This is a genomic window from Streptomyces sp. NPDC089915, from assembly GCF_040684675.1.
In the GTDB taxonomy this organism is placed as follows: Bacteria; Actinomycetota; Actinomycetes; order Streptomycetales; family Streptomycetaceae; genus Streptomyces.
Genome location: NZ_JBFBGN010000086.1, coordinates 13,145 through 30,965 on the forward strand (window position 1 = coordinate 13,145; position 17,821 = coordinate 30,965).

At 76.8% G+C, this 17,821-nt stretch carries 12 protein-coding genes; 10 read left to right on the forward strand and 2 right to left on the reverse strand.

Annotation, left to right across the window (positions count from 1 at the left end):
• Positions 1-79 precede the first annotated feature (79 nt).
• From AB0O29_RS23680 to AB0O29_RS23725, 10 genes are all read left to right on the forward strand, one after another.
• The gene (locus tag AB0O29_RS23680) at positions 80-1,039 is read left to right on the forward strand and encodes a LysR family transcriptional regulator (RefSeq protein WP_365154393.1); all 960 of its coding nucleotides are present in this window, start codon (positions 80-82) and stop codon (positions 1,037-1,039) included.
• Positions 1,040-1,107: 68 nt separating this feature from the next.
• Positions 1,108-2,553 (forward strand): glyceraldehyde-3-phosphate dehydrogenase, encoded by a 1,446-nt coding sequence (locus AB0O29_RS23685; protein WP_365154394.1) that lies wholly within the window; start codon positions 1,108-1,110, stop codon positions 2,551-2,553.
• A gap of 83 nt (positions 2,554-2,636) precedes the next feature.
• Positions 2,637-2,993, forward strand: a complete 357-nt coding sequence (locus tag AB0O29_RS23690) for a zinc ribbon domain-containing protein YjdM (RefSeq protein WP_365154396.1) — start codon at positions 2,637-2,639, stop codon at positions 2,991-2,993.
• A gap of 399 nt (positions 2,994-3,392) precedes the next feature.
• Positions 3,393-3,578: a thiazolylpeptide-type bacteriocin gene (locus AB0O29_RS23695; protein ID WP_045950271.1), complete on the forward strand. Its 186-nt coding sequence runs from the start codon at positions 3,393-3,395 to the stop codon at positions 3,576-3,578.
• Between the two features lie 98 nt (positions 3,579-3,676).
• Entirely contained in the window at positions 3,677-6,340 is a 2,664-nt protein-coding gene (locus tag AB0O29_RS23700; protein ID WP_365154398.1) for a lantibiotic dehydratase, read from the forward strand.
• 74 nt (positions 6,341-6,414) lie between these two features.
• A complete protein-coding gene (locus AB0O29_RS23705) occupies positions 6,415-7,551 on the forward strand; it encodes a lantibiotic dehydratase C-terminal domain-containing protein (RefSeq protein ID WP_365154400.1) in 1,137 nt (378 codons plus the stop codon).
• The gene (locus AB0O29_RS23710) at positions 7,548-9,722 is read left to right on the forward strand and encodes a hypothetical protein (protein ID WP_365154402.1); all 2,175 of its coding nucleotides are present in this window, start codon (positions 7,548-7,550) and stop codon (positions 9,720-9,722) included. Before AB0O29_RS23705 ends, AB0O29_RS23710 begins: the two co-directional genes overlap by 4 nt.
• Positions 9,719-11,614 carry a TOMM precursor leader peptide-binding protein gene (locus tag AB0O29_RS23715; protein WP_365154403.1) on the forward strand — a complete coding sequence of 632 codons (1,896 nt, stop codon included), beginning with the start codon at positions 9,719-9,721 and terminating at the stop codon, positions 11,612-11,614. Before AB0O29_RS23710 ends, AB0O29_RS23715 begins: the two co-directional genes overlap by 4 nt.
• A 25-nt stretch (positions 11,615-11,639) precedes the next feature.
• Positions 11,640-13,319, forward strand: a complete 1,680-nt coding sequence (locus AB0O29_RS23720; RefSeq protein WP_365154405.1) for a thiopeptide-type bacteriocin biosynthesis protein — start codon at positions 11,640-11,642, stop codon at positions 13,317-13,319.
• Between the two features lie 66 nt (positions 13,320-13,385).
• Entirely contained in the window at positions 13,386-15,539 is a 2,154-nt protein-coding gene (locus AB0O29_RS23725; protein WP_365154407.1) for an FUSC family protein, read from the forward strand.
• On the opposite strand, the gene AB0O29_RS23730 is transcribed toward AB0O29_RS23725, so the two are convergent.
• Positions 15,511-16,509, reverse strand: a complete 999-nt coding sequence (locus AB0O29_RS23730; RefSeq protein WP_365154409.1) for an FAD binding domain-containing protein — start codon at positions 16,507-16,509, stop codon at positions 15,511-15,513. The genes AB0O29_RS23725 and AB0O29_RS23730 overlap by 29 nt on opposite strands.
• The coding region (locus tag AB0O29_RS23735; protein WP_365154411.1) for a molybdopterin cofactor-binding domain-containing protein at positions 16,506-17,821 on the reverse strand (1,316 nt) is incomplete at its 5' end. The genes AB0O29_RS23730 and AB0O29_RS23735, both read right to left, overlap by 4 nt.

Below are 17,821 nucleotides of genomic sequence, written 5' to 3' on the forward strand. Positions count from 1 at the left end.
CATGGCGAGATTGGGACATCCCTGCGGGCATAAGGCGCGGGTTATGGTGCGCCGGGGCCGCCGTTCGTAAGCTGCCGGGATGCAGCTGGAGTTGAGGCACCTGCAAGCCGTCTGCCGGATAGCGGAAGCGGGCAGCCTGGGCGCGGCGGCCCGGTGGCTCGGGGTCTCCCAGCCGGCGCTCTCCGCCCAGCTGCGCCGGATCGAGCGGGTCACGGGCGGCGAGCTCTTCGTGCGCGGCCGCAGCGGGGTGGAGCCCACCCCGCTGGGCCACTTCGTCCTCTCCAAGGCCCGCCGCGTGCTCGGCGAGATGGACGCCCTGGGCGCCGAGGCCCGGGCCCTGGCGGCGGACGTGCCCCTGCGGCTCGGGTGCATCCTGCTCGTCCTGCTGGACGGCCTGCTCGCCCGCACCGACCTGGCCCCCTCCGGGCGGGAGGTGGCCGTGGACCTGGAGAACTCGGTGACCACCCTGGTCCGGATGCTCGGCGCCGGCCGGTACGACGCGATCGTCTACGGCGAGGTCAACGACTACGAGGTCCCCCTGCCCGGCGGCGTCCGGGTCCGCACCGTCGTGCCCCGGGAGCCGTTCTGCATCCGGATGTCCGCGCGGCACCCCCTGGCCGGCCGGGGCCGGCTGGACCTGGCCGACCTGGCCGGGGAGCAGTGGATGACCCTGGTCCAGGACGACGACGGCGGTCCCGAGGCCCTGGTCGAGGCCTGCGCCAGGGCGGGGTTCACCCCCTCGCTGCGCTACCGGATCACCGACCGCAAGATGCAGCACGACCTGATCGCCGCCGGCCGGGCGATCTCGCTGAGCCAGCCCACCGCCCCCGCCGTACCGGGGACGGTCATGCGGCCCCTGGCCGGCACCCCGGTCACCGGGCGGATCCGGCTGGCCTGGAACCGGGCCTCGGTCCCGGCCCACCAGGGGGAGCTGCTCCATCGGGCGGCGGTGGAGGCCTACCTGGCGAACGTGGACAATAACGCCTTCCACCGGACATGGTGGGACGCCCACCCGGAGGCCCACCCGACCCTCGGCTGACCCCTGCCGAAGAGGCGGATTCCGGTCGGGTTACCATATGAGCGCCGCCTAGCTCGAAAGATAACTCTGTGACTGCCAACGAGGACTCGTTCAGCAACTGGAAGACCCGCGAGGAGATCGCGGAGTCGATGATCCCGATCATCGGGAAGCTGCACCGCGAGCGGGATGTAACGATCCTGCTGCACAGCCGCTCCCTGGTGAACAAGTCGGTGGTCAGCATCCTCAAGACCCACCGGTTCGCCCGGCAGATCGACGGCGAGGAGCTCTCGGTCACCGAGACCATGCCGTTCCTGCAGGCCCTCACCGCCCTCGATCTCGGCCCGTCGCAGATCGACATCGGCATGCTGGCCGCCAACTACAACAGCGACGACCGCGGTCTGTCCGTGGCCGATTTCACCGCCGAGGCCGTCTCCGGCGCCACCGGTGAGAACAAGCTGGAGGGCTCCTCCGGCCGCGACGTCGTCCTCTACGGCTTCGGCCGCATCGGCCGCCTCGTCGCCCGCCTGCTCATCGAGAAGGCCGGCTCCGGCAACGGTCTGCGCCTGCGCGCCGTCGTCGTCCGCGGTGGCGGAGAGGCCGACCTGGTCAAGCGCGCCTCGCTGCTGCGCCGCGACTCGATCCACGGCCAGTTCCAGGGCACGATCACCGTCGACGAGGCGAACAGCACGATCGTCGCCAACGGCAACGCGATCCGCGTGATCTACGCGAACGACCCCTCCGAGGTCGACTACACGGCGTACGGCATCAAGGACGCCATCCTCATCGACAACACCGGCAAGTGGCGCGACCGCGAGGGCCTCTCCAAGCACCTGCGCCCCGGTATCGACAAGGTCGTCCTGACCGCCCCGGGCAAGGGCGACGTCCCGAACATCGTGCACGGCGTCAACCACGACACGATCAAGCCGGACGAGCAGATCCTGTCCTGCGCCTCCTGCACCACCAACGCGATCGTCCCGCCGCTCAAGGCCATGGACGACGAGTACGGCGTGCTGCGCGGCCACGTGGAGACCGTCCACTCGTTCACGAACGACCAGAACCTCCTGGACAACTACCACAAGGCCGACCGCCGTGGCCGCTCCGCGCCGCTGAACATGGTCATCACCGAGACCGGTGCCGCCTCCGCCGTCGCGAAGGCGCTGCCCGACCTCAAGGCGCCGATCACCGGCAGCTCGATCCGCGTCCCCGTCCCGGACGTCTCGATCGCCATCCTCAGCCTGCGCCTGGGCCGCGAGACCACCCGCGAAGAGGTCCTCGAGTACCTCCGCGGCGTCTCCCTGCACTCGCCGCTGAAGCGCCAGATCGACTTCACCACCGCGCCCGACGCCGTCTCCATGGACTTCGTCGGCTCGCGCCACTCCTCGATCGTGGACGCCGGCGCCACCAAGGTCGACGGTGACAACGCGATCCTGTACCTCTGGTACGACAACGAGTTCGGCTACTCCTGCCAGGTCATCCGTGTCGTCCGGCACGTGTCCGGCGTCGAGTACCCGACCTACCCGGTCCCGGTCGTCTGACCGTCCCGACCAGGCAAGAGCGTGCTCCGGTGCCCCGTCGACAGCCGTCGGCGGGGCACCGCCGCGTTCCCTAGACTGGCCCGGTGAACGACGACGCACTTCCCCCCTGTCCCGAATGCTCCGGCGCGTACGCCTACGAGATGGGCGCCCTGCTCGTGTGCCCCGAATGCGGGCACGAGTGGCCCCTCGCCGCCGCCGGGCCCGGCGAGGCCCCGGGGGAGCGGGTGATCAAGGACTCCGTCGGCAACGTGCTCGCCGACGGCGACAGCGTGACCGTCGTGAAGGGCCTGAAGGTCAAGGGGCACCCCACCGGGATCAAGGCCGGCACCAAGGTGCGCAACATCCGCCTCGTCGACGGGGTCGACGGCCACGACATCGACTGCAAGATCGACGGCTTCGGTTCCATGCAGCTGAAGTCGAGCGTCGTGCGGAAAGGCTGATTTCCGACTGACATCCCACCGACTTCCGCCCCCCTCCACCCCCCGGTGGACGGGGGCGTCGTCATGTCCGGGGCCCTTTTCACGGGTGCCTTTTCAGCCGGAGCGGCCTGAACTGCGCAACCCGGTCCCCGCCGGGCGCTGATTTCCACGAAAACGAGCCAGGAACCGTACGGCTCCGGAAGCGAGGCTTGATCACCGCTCTAGCGGACCTTCAAGGCCCCGGGTGATCCTGGGTTCCGGATCGGCCGATCGAAAGAACCGGACGGGATCGATATCCGGCCGGGCCGAAATCCGAGTACATCCGGCATTCCCTCCCGCGGCCCGCGTCATCGCGCAGGCCTGCGGACATTCCGCTCAGTGCACTTTTCGGCTCTCGCCTCCCCACCCAAGGAGACACACATGTCCGACACCGCACGCACCCCCGAGTTCGGCTTCGAGGACCTCGACCTCGACCTCGGCGACCTCACCGTCACCGCCATGCGGGACACCGTCGCGCTGCCCGAGGGCGGCGCCTCCTCGGGCTCCTGCTCCTGCCAGGCCTCCTCCTCCTGCAGCAAGGGCGACATGGAGACGCCGTTCGGCTGACCGCCGCGCACGTCCACGACGCAGACCGGTCTCCCGCCGCACCCTCCGAGTGCGGCGGGAGACCGCGCGCCACACCACAGGACAGGAGGGGGACCAGCATGCCGCAGCCACACCGCGCCCCGGCCCGAACCGGCGGCCACCGGGTCCGATCCGCGCCGTACGCGCTGGTCCGCGCCACCGTCCTGACCCACCCGGCGCAGAGCCCCGACGCCGCTCGCTTCCGCGCCCTGCTCGCCCGGCTCCACCGGATCGACCGGCGGCTCGCGGAGAGCGCCGCCCCGCTCTGCGACGACCTGTACGCCAGCCGGACCGGCCACCCGGCCGACCTCCACCGCGACGTGGTCCTCCCGCTGCGCCGGGCCCTGCACAACGGACGCGAACCCCGCCCCGCCCTGCTGGAACGCCTCGGCGACCTCCCGGAGCGCCTGCCCCGGCTCGCCTCCTGGCTCGACCTGCGCGGCCGCCGCACCGCGCTCCTCGCCGAACTCGCCCCCGCCGCCGAACGGGCCCTGGCCGCCGAACGCGGCGCCCTGGCCGCCCTGTGCCGCGAACCGGCCCTCGCCAAGGCCGTCGCCCTCACCAGCGCCGACCTGCTGCGGGCCGTGGAACGGGCGGGCACCGGCGCACAGGACCGCAGGGCCCGCAAGGAGGAACCCGCCGTCCTGCGCTACGCCCTGCGCGCCAGCACCAAGACCAGCCCGCTGTCCTGGTTCACCGCGGTCGGCTGGGGCCCCCTGCCGGCGGACCCCGGCCGCGCCGTCCCCGCCTGGGGCCGGGCGCCCCTGCTCGACGGACCCCTGCACACGGTCGTGCAGCCCAGCCGCACCCTGACCACCGCCCTCACCCTCGCCCTCCTCGACGCCCCGCACCGCCGGGCCGCCCTGCCCCACCGCATCACCAGCACCGCCCGGACCACCGGCGGGCGCGCCGCGTACTCCCGCGACCGGACCGCCTTCGCCGGGGGCCGCTACCTCGTGGCCGCCGAGGACGAGGCCGAGCTGCCCGCCACCGGCCCGCTGGGCCTCGTCACCGAGCGGGCCGAGCACCCCGTACCGCTCCAGGAGCTGACCGGGCTGCTGGCCGCCGCCCTGGCAGGGTCCGGCGGCGACGGCCGGGCCGCCGCGGCCGGCTTCCTCGGCCGGCTCGCCGAAGCGGGCCTGCTGGTGCCGGGGAGCCCGGTCCCACCGCAGGACCCCGACCCGCTGGGCCGCCTCGCGGACTGGCTGCGCTCCCTCGACGGCGCCACCCCCGAGGACGCCGCCCACGCCGCCCGCCTCGACGACCTCGCCCGCACCACCGCGGCGTTCGCCGACACCCCCGCCGCGGACCGCCCCGCCCTGCTGGCCGGCCTGGCCCGCCGATGGGCCGAGGCGCTGGCCGCCGCCGGGCGCCCGGTCCCGGCCGTGTCCGCCCCCCTCAGCGCGGTCTCCGAGGACGTCGTCGCCCCGCGCCCCCTCGACCTCGACGGCTTCCTCGGCACCGGCGACCACGAGACGCTCGGCGAGGTCACCGCGCTGGCGGAGCTCTTCGACCTCGGCCACCTGCTGCGCCGCGTCGTCCGCGACCGCTTCGTCGCCCGCTACGGCCCCGGCGGCCGCTGCCCGCACCCGTGGGAGTTCGGCGCAGAGATCGCCGACGCCTGGGAGACCGCCGGACGGCTCACCGCCCTCGACCCCGCCGACCCGCTCCCCAGCGGCACCGGCGCACTCGCCGAACTCCGCGCCGAGGCCGTCGCCGCCGTCCGGGACGCCCTCCACGGCGCCCCGGCCACCACCCCCGAGGTCCTCCTGCCCCCCGACCTCCTCAAGGGCCTCGGCGACCGGCTGCCCGGCTGGGCCCTCGACCGCCCCCTCAGCTACGCGTACTTCCTCCAGCGCGACCCCCGCGACGGCCTGCTCTGCGTCAACCAGGTCTACGGCGGCTGGGGCCGCTTCACCAGCCGCTTCCTGGACCACCTGGACCCCGCCGCCCGCACCGGGGTGTCCCGGCAGATCCGCCGCGCCCTCGGCCCCGGCGCCCGCCCCGCCCAGATCCGGCCCGTCGGCGGTTTCAACGCCAACCTCCACCCCCTCCTCGTCCCGGACGAGATCGGCCCCGACCGCGGCCGGACCTCCCTCGGCGAAGCCGACCTGGAACTCGTCCACGACGAGACCGCCGACCAGGTGCGGATCCGGCTGCGCGGCACCGGCGAACTCCTCGACGTGCTCTACCCCGGCTTCCTCTCCCCGGTCCTGCTGCCGCGCCGCCTCGGCGCCCACCTCGCCGACCAGCCCCACGGCGCGGTCGACTTCCGCCCCCTCGTCCCCCAGGGCACCCGCCCCGCACCGGGCGGCGGCCAGGTCGTCCACCGGCCCCGGCTGCGCCACCGCGACGTGGTCCTGCGCCGCCGCCGCTGGCTGCTGCCGCCCGACGTGCTGGAGCGGCTGCGCGCCGACCTCGTGGCCGGCGGCCCGGTGCCGGCGGAGGCCGCGGCCCGCTGGCGCGCGGCCCTGGACCTCCCCGAACAGGTCTTCCTGCACCCGGTCGCCGCCGCCCCCACCGGGCGCGCCGCCGAGGACTTCCTGACCGGCATCGGCCTCCCCAAACCGCACCTCGTGGACCTCGGCAACGCCCTGCACCTGCGCTGCCTGGCCAAATGGCTCTCCCGCCACGGCGGCGGCGCCGTCCTGGAGGAGGCCCTGCCCGCCCCCGGCGCGATGGCCGACCCGGCCCGCGCGGTCGAGCTCGTACTGGAGGTCTACCGGACCGGGCGACGGCCATGAGGCGACCGGGCGACGGGGCGAAGGACCGACGGCGGACGACGGAGCACCGGACCGAGAAGGAGAGCGCGGCGCCCATGAGCACCCACGAGCACGCCCTCGACGTGGTGGCCTACTACCACCACCCGGACAAGGCCCCCCTGCTGCGCGGAGCCCTGCTGCCACTCGCCGAGGCCTGCACGGCAGGCGGAACGGCCGCCCACCTGGAACGGCACTGGCTGCACGGCCCCCACCTGCGGCTGCGGCTCCGGGGCCCGGCCCGGCAGGTGGAGGAGGCGGCCGAGTCCGCCGCGTCCGCGCTCCGCGACTGGCTCCGCGACCACCCCTCGCACGGCGACCTCACCGAGGCCCAGCTGCTGGAGCACGCCGCCCTGGCCGGGCGGGCCGAACTCGTGCCCCCGCCCTACGGGCCGATCGAACCCGACAACACGGTCCGGATCCGGGCCGTCGACCGCTCGTCCGTACGCGGCCTGCTCGGCGAGGACGGCACCGCCCTGCGCGAGGACCTGCTGCGGGCCGGCCTCGGCGCGCTGCGGGCCGGCGCCGGTTTCCTCGGCGAGCACGGCGACGGCGAGCGCGCCCGGATCCGGCTCGCGGTGACCGCACTCGCCGCCCATGCGGCCGCCCACCCCGGAGGCCTCGCCGGCGGCCACTGGTCGTACGTCTCCCACCTTGAGGAGTTCCTCGTCCACGAGGACCCCGACGGCCGGCTGCGGGAGCGCTTCGAACGCCACGGCGAGGCCGCGGACGGGGCGGTGACCGCCCTCGTCGGGCGGATCGCCGACGGCGGCGCGCTGGGCTGGGAGCGGGCCTGGGCGGACTTCTCCGCCGGAGCCTGGCGGACGGCGCGCGGCCGCCTCGCCGCGGGCGCCGACCTGCACGGCGCGGCGAGCGAGTACGGGGCGCGGGCCAAGGCCACCGGGGACGCGGCCACGGCGGAGCGCTGGAACCACGACGGACGCACCAGGTACAGCGAGTTCCACCGGCTGCTGAGCCGTTCCGACCCGCACGGGGCGATGTTCGACGACCCCGGGTACCTGGTCCACCGGGCCTGCACCAACGCCCTCTACCGGCTCCTGGCCGTCTGCGACGTCCGCCCGCTGGAGCGCTACCTGGCGGCGTACCTGGTCGTCCGCGGCGTTCCCGGGCTGACCGGCAGCGACTGGCGCACGGAGCTCGCCGCGGCCGTCGACGCGGTGGAGGGACGGGCATGACCACCGTCGCACGCCCCACCGCCGTCCTGAGGCTGCGCCCCGGGGTGGCCGTGACCCCGCTGCGGGCCGGCCTGCACCTGAGGGGCCGGGGCGGCAGCGTCACCCTGGAGGGCAGCGCCGCCCTGCCCGCCCTGTGGAAGCTGCTGGAGGAACCCCTGCGGGAGGGCGGGCTCGAAGCCCTCCTCGACGGCATGGAACCCGGGTCGCCGCTGCGCGGGGCGGTGGAGGTCCTGCTGGGCCGACTGGAGGCGCACGGGCTGCTGACGACCGGGGAAGCGGAACCGCCGGGGGAGGACCCCGTCGGGCGGTGGCTCGCGGAGAGTGCGGAACGGCCCGCCGACGCGGCCGCCGCCCTGGCCGCCGCCCGCGCCGAGGTGCTCGCCGGCGACCCCGGCGGCCCCCTGGCCCGGGCCGCCGTACGGGCGCTGGAGCGGGGCGGTCTCGCCGTCACCCTCACCGCCGGCCCGGACCTCCCCGAGGGCCGGATCCTGCTCCGCCTCCACGGCGGCCGGCCCGGCCCGGCGGTCGCGGCGGGCGGGGCCGGGGCGGGCGGCTACGCCACCGCCCCGGGCAGCCCGGCGCAGGCCGCCGCCGACGCGGGGGCCCTGGAGGCCCGGCTCGGGCCCGCCGGGGAGGCCGGCCCCGGCGCGTTCCCCGAGCTGCTGGCCGGTACGGCCGCGCACCGGCTGCTGTGCGCGGCCGCCGGGCAGCCGGACCCGGCGGCCGAGGGCGGGGACGAGCGGCTGCTGCCCGGACTGCCGGCCGTGCTCCTCGCCGAGGCGGGCCCGCCGCGCGCCGACTACCGGACCTGGCTCGGCCCCGAACGGATCGACGCGGACCGGCGCACCGGCCTCGCCCCCGCGCGGACCCTCGGCGAGGCGCTGCGCCGGCTGGACGCCCTCGGCGACGCGCGCTGCGGGGTCCTGCCCGGGCCCGAGCCGGGCGGACTGGCGCAGCTGCCCGTCCCGCTCGCCGCCTGCGCGCTGCCGGGCGGCCGGCTCACGGGCGGCGCGCCCCGGCTGGACCTGGCCCGACTGGAACTGTTCTGCCGAGCGGCCGAAGTCCTCCTGGGCCACGGAGAGTTCACCGTCGGGGCGAATCCCGGGCACGCCCGGGGCCGGGCCCTGCGGGCGGCCGCGGCGGCCGCCCGGCGGGGAGCGGGGGCGGCCGTGCCCGAGGGGGAGTGGTCGGGGCACCCGCAGGCCCGGCACTGGTGGACGACGCTCACCGCCCGCCTCGGCGTACCGGCCCGGCTGGAGGTCCGGCGCACGGCCCCGGGTGAGGAGGCCTACCACGCGGTGGTCCTCCGCACCGGAACCGCCACCCCCGGCCCGCTGGGCGAGGCCGTGGAAGCCACCCCGGGCGACGCGGCGGCCTTCGCCGCCCTGGCGGCCGTATCCGCGGTCACCGCCACGGTGGGGTCGCAAGCCACCGGGGTCGGGCGGGGCGCCGTGCCGGCCGCGCCGCCCGCGACCACGGCTTCGGAGCGGCCGCATGCCGTTCCGGCCGGGCCTGAAGGCGTGCCGCCCGCCCCGGCGGAGCCGGACGCGGTTTCGGCCGGGCCCGGTGCCCCGCAGGTGCCGCCCTCGGGCGGGGCCGTCGCGCCGCTGGCCGTCGCCGGGGCGCGGATCGCCGCCTGGGAGGACCTCGGCTGGACCAACGGCTGGATGGCGGACGTGGCACGGCGCGAGGCAGGCCTCCAGGCGGCGCTGGCGCGGATCACGGGGGCCGCGTTGGCCGAGCTCGGTGGCGGGTTCGCTGCGACCGGTGTGGCGTTGGCTGAGGCCGGGGGTGGGTTCGCTGCGACCGGTGTGGCGTTGGCTGAGGCCGGGGGTGGGTTCGCTGCGACCGGTGTGGCGTTGGCCGAGGCCGGGGGTGGGTTCGCTGCGACCGGGATGGCGTTGGCCGAGCCCGGGGGTGGGTTCGCTGCGACCGGGATGGCGTTGGCCGAGGCCGGGGGTGGGTTCGCTGCGACGGGGGCCGGGTTCGCTGAGACCGGGGCCGCGTTCGCCGACCCCGGCGGCGGGCCCGCTGCTACCGGGGTGGCGTCCGCCGAGACCGGCGCAGCACCCCCCGTCGCCGGGGCGTCCTTCCGCGCCGCCGGACTCGTCGCCCGGCTCCGGGCGTTCGGCTTCACCGTTCTGAACCGTGGCCCCGAGGAGGCCCGATGACCGCCCCCGGCCCGCTGGGCGCACTCCCCGTACCCGTCCTCGGCCCCGAGGCCGCGCTGGCCGCCACCGCCGGTCCGGCCGTGGTGCTGCTGACCCGGTGGACGCCGGGGCTCGCCGAGGAGGTGAGCCGGCACGCCCTCGCCCACCCCGTCGCACTGGTGCCCGTACGCCTCGACGGCCCGCTGGCCGTCGTCGGGCCGCTGCTCGCCCCGGGCGCGGCGGCCTGCCTGTGCTGCACCGACCACCAGCGGCTGGCCACGGCGGGGGGCAGGGTGCCCTGGCGGAGCCCGGAGCTCCGACTGGCCGGCGTCCCCTCCCCGGCCCTGACCGGCTCGCTCGGCGCCCTCGTACGGGAACTGCTGGACGGGGGAGGGGTGGACACGGCGGCCGTGATGCACCTCCTCCACCAGGGGCGCGGCACCTGGTCCACCCACCGCGTCCGCCCCGTCGGCGGCTGCGCCGTGTGCCACCCCCTCCCCGCGGACTCCTCGGCCGGGGCGACCCCGATCCCCTCGGCGCCCCGCCCGCTGCCCGACCCGTACGTCCTGCGCGTTCCCAATCCCCGTACCGAGGGCCCGGAGCGGTTGCGGGAGGCGCTGTACGACGAGCGGTTCGGGCCGGTGCGCGGTCTCTTCCGCACCGAGGACTCGGCCTTCTCCCTGACCAGCGCACTGGTCACCGACGGCCGGGCCGTCGACGACGGCGGATACGGCCGGGCCCGCGACTTCGCCGCCAGCGAGCGCGTCGCCCTCTTCGAGGCCGTCGAACGGTACGCGGGCATGCGGCCCACCGGCCGCCGCACCGACCTGCGCGCCCCCTTCGCCGCCCTCGGCCCCGACCGCGCCCTGGACCCCGAGCGGCTCGGCCTGCCCGACCCGGCCCACCACGGGCACCCGGCCTCGCCGACCGTCCCGTACGCACCGGATCTGGAACTGGACTGGGTGCGCGGCTGGTCCCTGACCCGGCGGCGCCCGCTCCTCGTCCCCGAACACGTCGCCTACTGGGACGTGCCGGGCGCCGGCCGGCCGCGCGTGGTCTACGAGTCCTCCAACGGCTGCGGACTCGGCAACAGCCCCGAAGAGGCCGCGCTCTACGGCCTGTTCGAGGTCGCCGAACGCGACGCCTTCCTGATGGCCTGGTACGCCGCCGCCCCGCTGCCCCGCGTCCAGGCCCCGCCGGACGACCTCGACACCGCGTTCCTCGCCGACCGGGCCGCCCTGGCGGGCTACCGGCTCCTGCTGCTCGACGCGACCAACGACTTCGGGATCCCCGCGATCGTGGCCGTCTGCCGGTACGAGGGGTCCCACCCCGACGCGCCCCGGATGTTCCTCGCGGCGGGGGCCCACCACGATCCGCGCTCCGCGATCCGCTCCGCCGTGGCGGAGGTGGTCACCAACGTGCTGGAGTCGGCGGGGCGTTCGTTCGCCGAGGACCGCCCGCGCGACCCCGAGCGGCTGCGCCCGATGCTGGACCGGCCCGAGCTGGTGGTGGGCCTGGACGACCACGTGGGCCTCAACGCCCTCCCCGAGGCGGGCCCGCGCCTGGAGTTCCTCTTCGCCGACACCCCGTGCCGCCCGGTCGAGGAGGCCTGGCCGGGGGCGCCGGAGCCGGTCGCCGACCTCGCGGACCTGCTCACGGCCACCGCGGAGCGGCTGGCCCGGGCCGGTCTGGAGGTCATCACCGTCGACCAGACCGAACCGGGACTGCGCGACCGGCTCGGCCTGCACTGCGTGAAGGTGATCGTCCCCGGCTCGCTGCCGATGACCTTCGGGCACGTGAACCGCCGCACCCGCGGCCTGCCCCGGCTGCTGGAGGTGCCCCACCGGCTGGGCCGTACCGGACGCCCCCTGTCCCACGAGGAACTCGCGCTCCACCCGCACCCCTTCCCCTGATCCGCCACCCTCCCGAGGACCGCAGATGACCGCGACCGACGCCTGGCACAGCCTTCACGTCTTCCTGCACGCCGAGACCGAGGACGTCGACGCGTTCCTGGTCGGCGAGGCGGCCCCGCTCCTGGACGGCCTGGTGGCGGAGGGCGAGGCCGACCGGTGGTTCTTCATCCGTTACGGGGAGGAAGGCCCTCACGTACGGATCCGGGTGCGCGGCCTGAGTGCCTCCGCCGCCGCGCGGCTGCCCGGCGAACTGGCCCGGGCCGCCGGGAAGGTGCCCTCGCTGGACGGGCCCTGGCCCTCCCGGCACGGGGAGGTCCGCGCCGTGCCGTACGCACCCGAGACCGACCGCTACGGCGGCCCCCGCGCGCTGCCCGTCGCCGAGGAGGTCTTCGCGGACTCCTCGCAGGTGGTGCTCCGGGTACTGCGGGAGCTCGCCGGCGGGGGCGGGGCGTCGGCCCGCCTGACCTCCGCCGCCGACCTGGTCCACGCGACCGCGCACGGGCTCGGCATGGACCGGCTCACCGCGGCCCGCTGGCTGCGCCGGCACGCGGCGCTCTGGCGGTGGGTCGCCGAAGTGCCGCTGCTGCCGGGCGAGTCCGTCCACCACCGGGTCAACACGGTCTACGCGGCGCAGCGACCGGGCCTGCTCGGGCGGGCCGAGAACCTGTGGGAGGGGCTCGCGGAGGGCACCGCGGCGCCCTGGCTCGGCCGGTGGGCGCGGTGCGTCCGCGAGGCCGACGGCCTGCTGCGCGCGGGGGAGGGGCCGCAGGCGGGCCCGGACGCCACCGCGTGGATCTGGGGCTCACAGCTCCACATGCTGCTCAACCGGCTCGGGGTGAGCCCCGACGAGGAGCGGGCCGTGTGCCGGCTGGCCGCCCGGACCCTGCTGGAGACGGGGGAGCCCGCCGACTACTTCCCGCCCGGCCACACCGCACCCGACGTCCAGTACCTGGAGCGCAGCAAGTTCCAGATCGGCCGGAGCCAGGACACGTTCCTGCGCACCGTCCCGCAGGAGCGGCTCCGGTCCGTTCCGGCCGCGGCGGAGTTCCCCCTGCCCGCCGGTCCGCTGCCGGAGGTGTCGCTCGGCGCCGCCCTGGCGGCCCGGACCTCGGTGCGCGGGGCGCTCACCGGGCCGCTGGACGCCGCCGGGCTGGGCGCGCTCCTGTGGCACTCCCTGGCCGAGAGCAGCCGCTCCGAGGAGCGGCTGCCCGACGGCTCGGCCCTGACCGTCGGCCACCGGCCCTATCCGAGCGCGGGCGCCCTCTACACGGCCCGGGCGCGGCTGCTGGTCCTCGACGTCGAGGGGGTCCCGGCGGGCACCTACGACTGCGTGCCCGAGCGCCGCACGCTGCGGCCCGTGGGCCCGGCCCCGTCGACGGCGCAGATCGCGCCGCTGTCGGCGTACCTGTCCCGGCCGGCCACCGACCCGCACTGGATCGGCATCGACGGGGCGCCGGTGGTCCTGGCCCTGTACGCGGACCTCGGCCTGCTGCGCCGCCGCTACGGACTGCGCGCCCTGCGCCTGGCCCTGCTGGAGACGGGCCACCTGGCGCAGACCCTGCTGCTCACCGCCGCGGCCCTGGGCCTGGCCGGTACCCCGATCGGCGGCTTCCACGACGACCTGGCCCACGAGCTCCTCGGCCTGGACGACCTGGAACAGCCCCTGCAGTACCTGCTGCCGCTGGGGCGCCGCCCGGCCGTCTGACGCGGCCCGCGCGCGGGCCCGGGGGCCCGTGGTGCCGAGGCGCGGGAGGGGGGTGATGCTGGTGGGATGGGTGATGTGCCCAGACGGTGGGTGCCCGCGGCCTACGCGGCCTCGGGGGTCCGGGCGGTCCGGGTGGCGCTGGTCGGCGCCGCCGGGTTCTACCTGTTCCTCTACGGGTTCGGCTCGTCCGTCGCCGCCACGTACGCCCTCTTCTCCGCGGTGGCCCTCGCCGGGCTGTCGCGGATCCCCGGTACGGGCCCGCAGCGGGCCGCCACCGTGCTGCGGCTCGTCCCCGTCTGCTGGCTGCTGGTCGTGGTGGGCACCTACCTGTCGGTGCGCACCTGGAGCGCGGTCGCCGGGATGCTCGTCATCGGCTTCGCCCTGGCCTTCGCCGCCGTGGGCGGGCCGGGACCGGCCGGTGCCGGGCCCGGGCTGCAACTGCTGTACATCCTGCCGTCCTTCCCGCCCTACGATCCGGATTCGCTGGGCGTACGGCTCATCGGCACCACCGTCGGGCTCGCGCTGCTCATCCTCGCGGAGCGTTACCTCTTCCCCGAGCCCGCTCCGCCCTCCTACCGGGAGCTGGCGGCCCGCGCCGCCGCTACCGCCGCGGACTGCGCGCGGGAGCTGGCCGAGCCCCCCTACTCGCTCTCCCCGCCCTCGGCCGAGCGGGCGCGCGCCGACGGCACGGGCCTGCGCTCGCTGAAGGTGCCCGAGGCCGACCGGCCGGCGGGTCCCGGCGTACGCGACCGGGCGCTGACGCACACCGGCCTGGCGGCCCGGACCCTGCTGAGCCGGCTCTCCGCCCTCCACGGCCCGCCGGACGGCACGTCGGAGGTGCTGGGCGGGGTGGCACGGCTCGCCGAGCGGACCGCCGCGGACCTGCGGGCGCGCCCCGGCGGCCGGACCGCCCGGGGGACCGGCTCCGGTTCCGGGGACCCGTACGGGGAGCTGGCCGCGGCCCGGGCCCGGCTGGCCGGCCGCCCCGCCGGGCCCGCCGCCCCCGCCGTGCTGCGCCGGGACGCGGCGGCGCTGGAGGTGGCGGACGCCGCGCTGACCATGGCCACGGCCGCCTCCCTCGCCGTCGGGGGCCGCACGGCTGCGGACCGGGTGCGGCCGGGGCGGTTCTGGTACGCCCGGACGCCCGCGCCGCTGCTGTGGTGGCACCGGATCCGGGGGCACGCCGGGCGCCGGTCGGTGTTCTTCCAGAACGCGGTGCGGATCGGCCTCGCGCTGGCGGCGGCCCGGCTGATCGCCGGGCTGGACACCCTGCCGCACGGGTTCTGGGCGATGCTGGCCACGCTCTCCCTGACCCGCACCACCGTCGGCGAGACCTGGGGCACCATCCGGGTGGCCCTCGCCGGCACCTTCGCCGGGGCCCTGTTCACCGCGGCGTTGCTCACCCTGGTGGGCCCGCACACGGCGGTCTACGCCGTGATCCTGCCGGTGTGGATGCTCTTCGCCTTCACGGTGGGGCCGGTCAGGGGCGTGGGCTGGGCGCAGGGGCTGTTCACGGTGCTGGTGGCGATGGTGTTCGCGCAGCTGGCGCCGGCGACCTGGCGGCTGGCCGGGGTGCGGATGCTGGACGTGCTGATCGGCAGCCTGATCGGCGGGGTGTTCGGGCTGCTCGCCTGGCCCCGGGGGGCCCACGACGAGCTGGGGCGGGCGGCGGCGGGGCTGCTGCGCCGGGCCGCCGAGATCGTGGTCGCGACCAGCGCCTCGGTCGCGTCGGGCGCGTCGGGCGGTGTCCGCACGGACGCGGCGGGCGGCGGCCCCGGCTACCGGTCGCTGCGGCACGCGCTGATCATGGCGGAGTCGGCGTACGCGCAGTTCCAGAGCGAGCCGGCCCGGTTCGGGGCCGCCGAGCCGCGCCCTCCCGGGCCCGACTGGCAGGCGGCCCTGATGGCCGGGCACCACACCCTCTGGGGCTCGGACCGGCTGACGGCCCCGCCCGGCGTCCCCGCCCTGGACCCGGATCCGGCCGAGGGGCTGGCCGGGCTGGGGGACCGGGTGGCCGGGCGGATGCTGCTGGTGTCGGCGCACCTCGACCCGGGCGGGGACACCCCGGGCGTGCCCGCGCCGCCGCGGGACCCGGCGTACCGGGGGTTCGCGGCGGAACCGCCCGGTGCCCCGCGCCGCTACTACGCGGCGGTCTCCTGGCTGGACTCCCTGATGACCGACCTGGAACGGGTCACCGCCCCGGAGGGCGGGCCCCGGTGAGGGGCTCCCCGGGGCGCGGCCCCGGGGCGGCCGCCCGTTCCAGGGCCTCCAGGACGGTGTCGCGGAACAGGGTGGTCTTGTACCCGGTGTGCGGCAGCGGCCGGCAGCGCCCGAGGACCGTCGAGGCCGCCTCGGCGAGCACCCCGGGGGTGGCCTCGCGGCCGGTCAGTGCCTCCTCGACCTCCGGCAGCCGCAGCGGGATCCGGGCCACCCCGCCGGCCGCGACGGCGGCCCGGGTGATCGTGGAGCCCTGGAGCGAGAGCCGGGCGACGGCCTCGACCAGGGGCCATTCGGCGCGGGCCCGGCTGATCGCCCGGTGGCAGGCGGCGCGTTCGCCGGGCAGCGGGGCGGGCAGCCGGACGGAGGTGAGCACCCGGCCGGGCGCCAGCAGGTGGTCGGCGTCGTGCAGCCGGCTGCCGTCCCCGTACAGCGCGGCGACGGGGCGCGGGGATTCGCCGTGCACCTCGGCCTCCGCGTCGTAGGTGAGCAGGGCCACGGCGAGGGTGGAGGGGTGCGGGGCGACGCAGGGGCCCTCCCCGGAGACCACCCCGTAGCGGTGGTCCCCCTCGCGGGCGGGACAGCCGGTGCCGCCCTTCTGGAGGCAGGCGGTGTGCGGATTGCGGTAGTACCAGCAGCGGTTGCGCTGGAGCAGGTTGCCGCCCAGCGTCCCGGCGGCGCGGACCTGCGGGGTGGCGGCGGTCTCCGCCGCGAGCGCCAGGGCCGGCCAGCCGTCGCGCAGCCGGGGCTCGCCGGCCAGCTCGGCGAGGGTGGTCAGGGCGCCGACGCGCAGCCCGCCGCCGGGCAGCGCGGTGCATCCCCGCAGGTGGGAGACCCCGGACAGGTCGGTGAACGGGCCGGGGGAGATACCGGAGCGCTGCCGGGCGGTGGTGTCGGTACCGCCGGCGCGCAGCTCCCCGCCGCGCGCCAGGACGGCGGCCGACAGGTCGGTGAGGGCGGGCTCGGTGCTCACGCGCGCAGTCCTTCCAGGAGCCGGTCGGGGCGGATGGGCAGGTCGTACGGGCGCCAGCCGGTGGCGTCGTACACGGCGTTGGCCAGGGCGGCCGCGGTGGGCAGGGTCGCGACCTCGCCGAGGCCGACCCCGCCGCCGGGGACGTGCTCGAAGCCCTCCTGGTGGAAGTGGACGGTGATCTCGGGGGTGTCGCCGATGCCGGGGATGCGGTAGTCCTCCAGGTTCTCGGTCAGCACCCGCCCGGTCACGGGGTCGGTGCGCCGCTCCTCGTACAGCGCGTAGCCGACGCCCTGGACGACGGCGCCCTCGCACTGGTTGCGGGCGAGGCGGTCCTCGTGGATGCGGCCGGCGGAGATGCCGTTCCACACGCGCAGCGCCCGGGTCCTGCCCAGCCGGGTGTCCACCTCGACCTCGGCGACCTGCACCGAGCCGGTGAAGCCGCGGCCGACGGCCAGACCGCCCAGGGTGAAGGGGAGGGCGAAGCCGCGGTGGTCGCGGGGGCGCTTGCCGGTGACGCGGGTGCCGTGGGCGGAGTCCAGCCGGGAGGCCACGTCGCCCCCGCCGAGCGCGGCGCGCAGCCGGTCGGCGGCGTCGCGGGCGGCGGGCGCCAGGGAGGGGGTGGTGCGGCTGCCGCCGGAGATCGGGCCGTGCACGGGTCCGCTCAGCCCGATCTCGACGCGGACCAGGCGTTCCTCGACGCCCAGTCCGTCGGCGACGGCCCGCCGCAGGACGCTGCGGGCGCCGGTGCCCATGTCCTGGACGGCGCAGCGGGCGACGACCGTGCCCTCCTCGACGGTGAGTTCGACCTCGGTGGCCGGGTCGACGAAGTAGAGCCAGTTGGCGGCGGCGACGCCGACGCCCCGCCGGTAGCGGCCCGTGCCGCCGCGCCGGGCCCGGGCCCACACGGGGAGCGCCTGCGCCCAGTCGTACAGGGCGCGGCGCTTGGAGTTGCCGTCCCAGCGGCGGCGCAGGTCGATGGGGTCCTCGCCGAGCAGGTGGGCCATCTCGTCGACGGCCTGCTCCAGCGCCCAGCACAGTGGCGGGCCGCCGGGGCCGCGGAAGGGGGCGCCCGGGGGCCGGTTGGTGACGGTGTCGAAGTCGCGCAGCCGGCGCGGGGCGCGCCCGTACATGAACCGGGCCAGCGCGGCCACGGAGCCGCCGACGGAGACCCCGCCGTCGCTCTCGGCGTCGACGGCCAGGGCCGAGAGGTCCCCGGCCGCGTCGGCGGCCATCGCCAGGCGGATCCGGGTGGCGGGGCGGTAGCCGCCGTCGGTGAGCTCCTCGTCGCGGTCGAGGGAGACGCGGACGGGGG

Bases quoted from the DNA above. Each gene is read 5' to 3' on its own strand.
- AB0O29_RS23720 (WP_365154405.1), top strand. From the start codon at position 11,640: ATGACCGCGACCGACGCCTGGCACAGCCTTCACGTCTTCCTGCACGCC.
- AB0O29_RS23705 (WP_365154400.1), top strand. From the start codon at position 6,415: ATGAGCACCCACGAGCACGCCCTCGACGTGGTGGCCTACTACCACCAC.
- AB0O29_RS23715 (WP_365154403.1), top strand. From the start codon at position 9,719: ATGACCGCCCCCGGCCCGCTGGGCGCACTCCCCGTACCCGTCCTCGGC.
- AB0O29_RS23725 (WP_365154407.1), top strand. From the start codon at position 13,386: ATGGGTGATGTGCCCAGACGGTGGGTGCCCGCGGCCTACGCGGCCTCG.
- AB0O29_RS23695 (WP_045950271.1), top strand. From the start codon at position 3,393: ATGTCCGACACCGCACGCACCCCCGAGTTCGGCTTCGAGGACCTCGAC.
- AB0O29_RS23710 (WP_365154402.1), top strand. From the start codon at position 7,548: ATGACCACCGTCGCACGCCCCACCGCCGTCCTGAGGCTGCGCCCCGGG.
- AB0O29_RS23680 (WP_365154393.1), top strand. From the start codon at position 80: ATGCAGCTGGAGTTGAGGCACCTGCAAGCCGTCTGCCGGATAGCGGAA.
- AB0O29_RS23700 (WP_365154398.1), top strand. From the start codon at position 3,677: ATGCCGCAGCCACACCGCGCCCCGGCCCGAACCGGCGGCCACCGGGTC.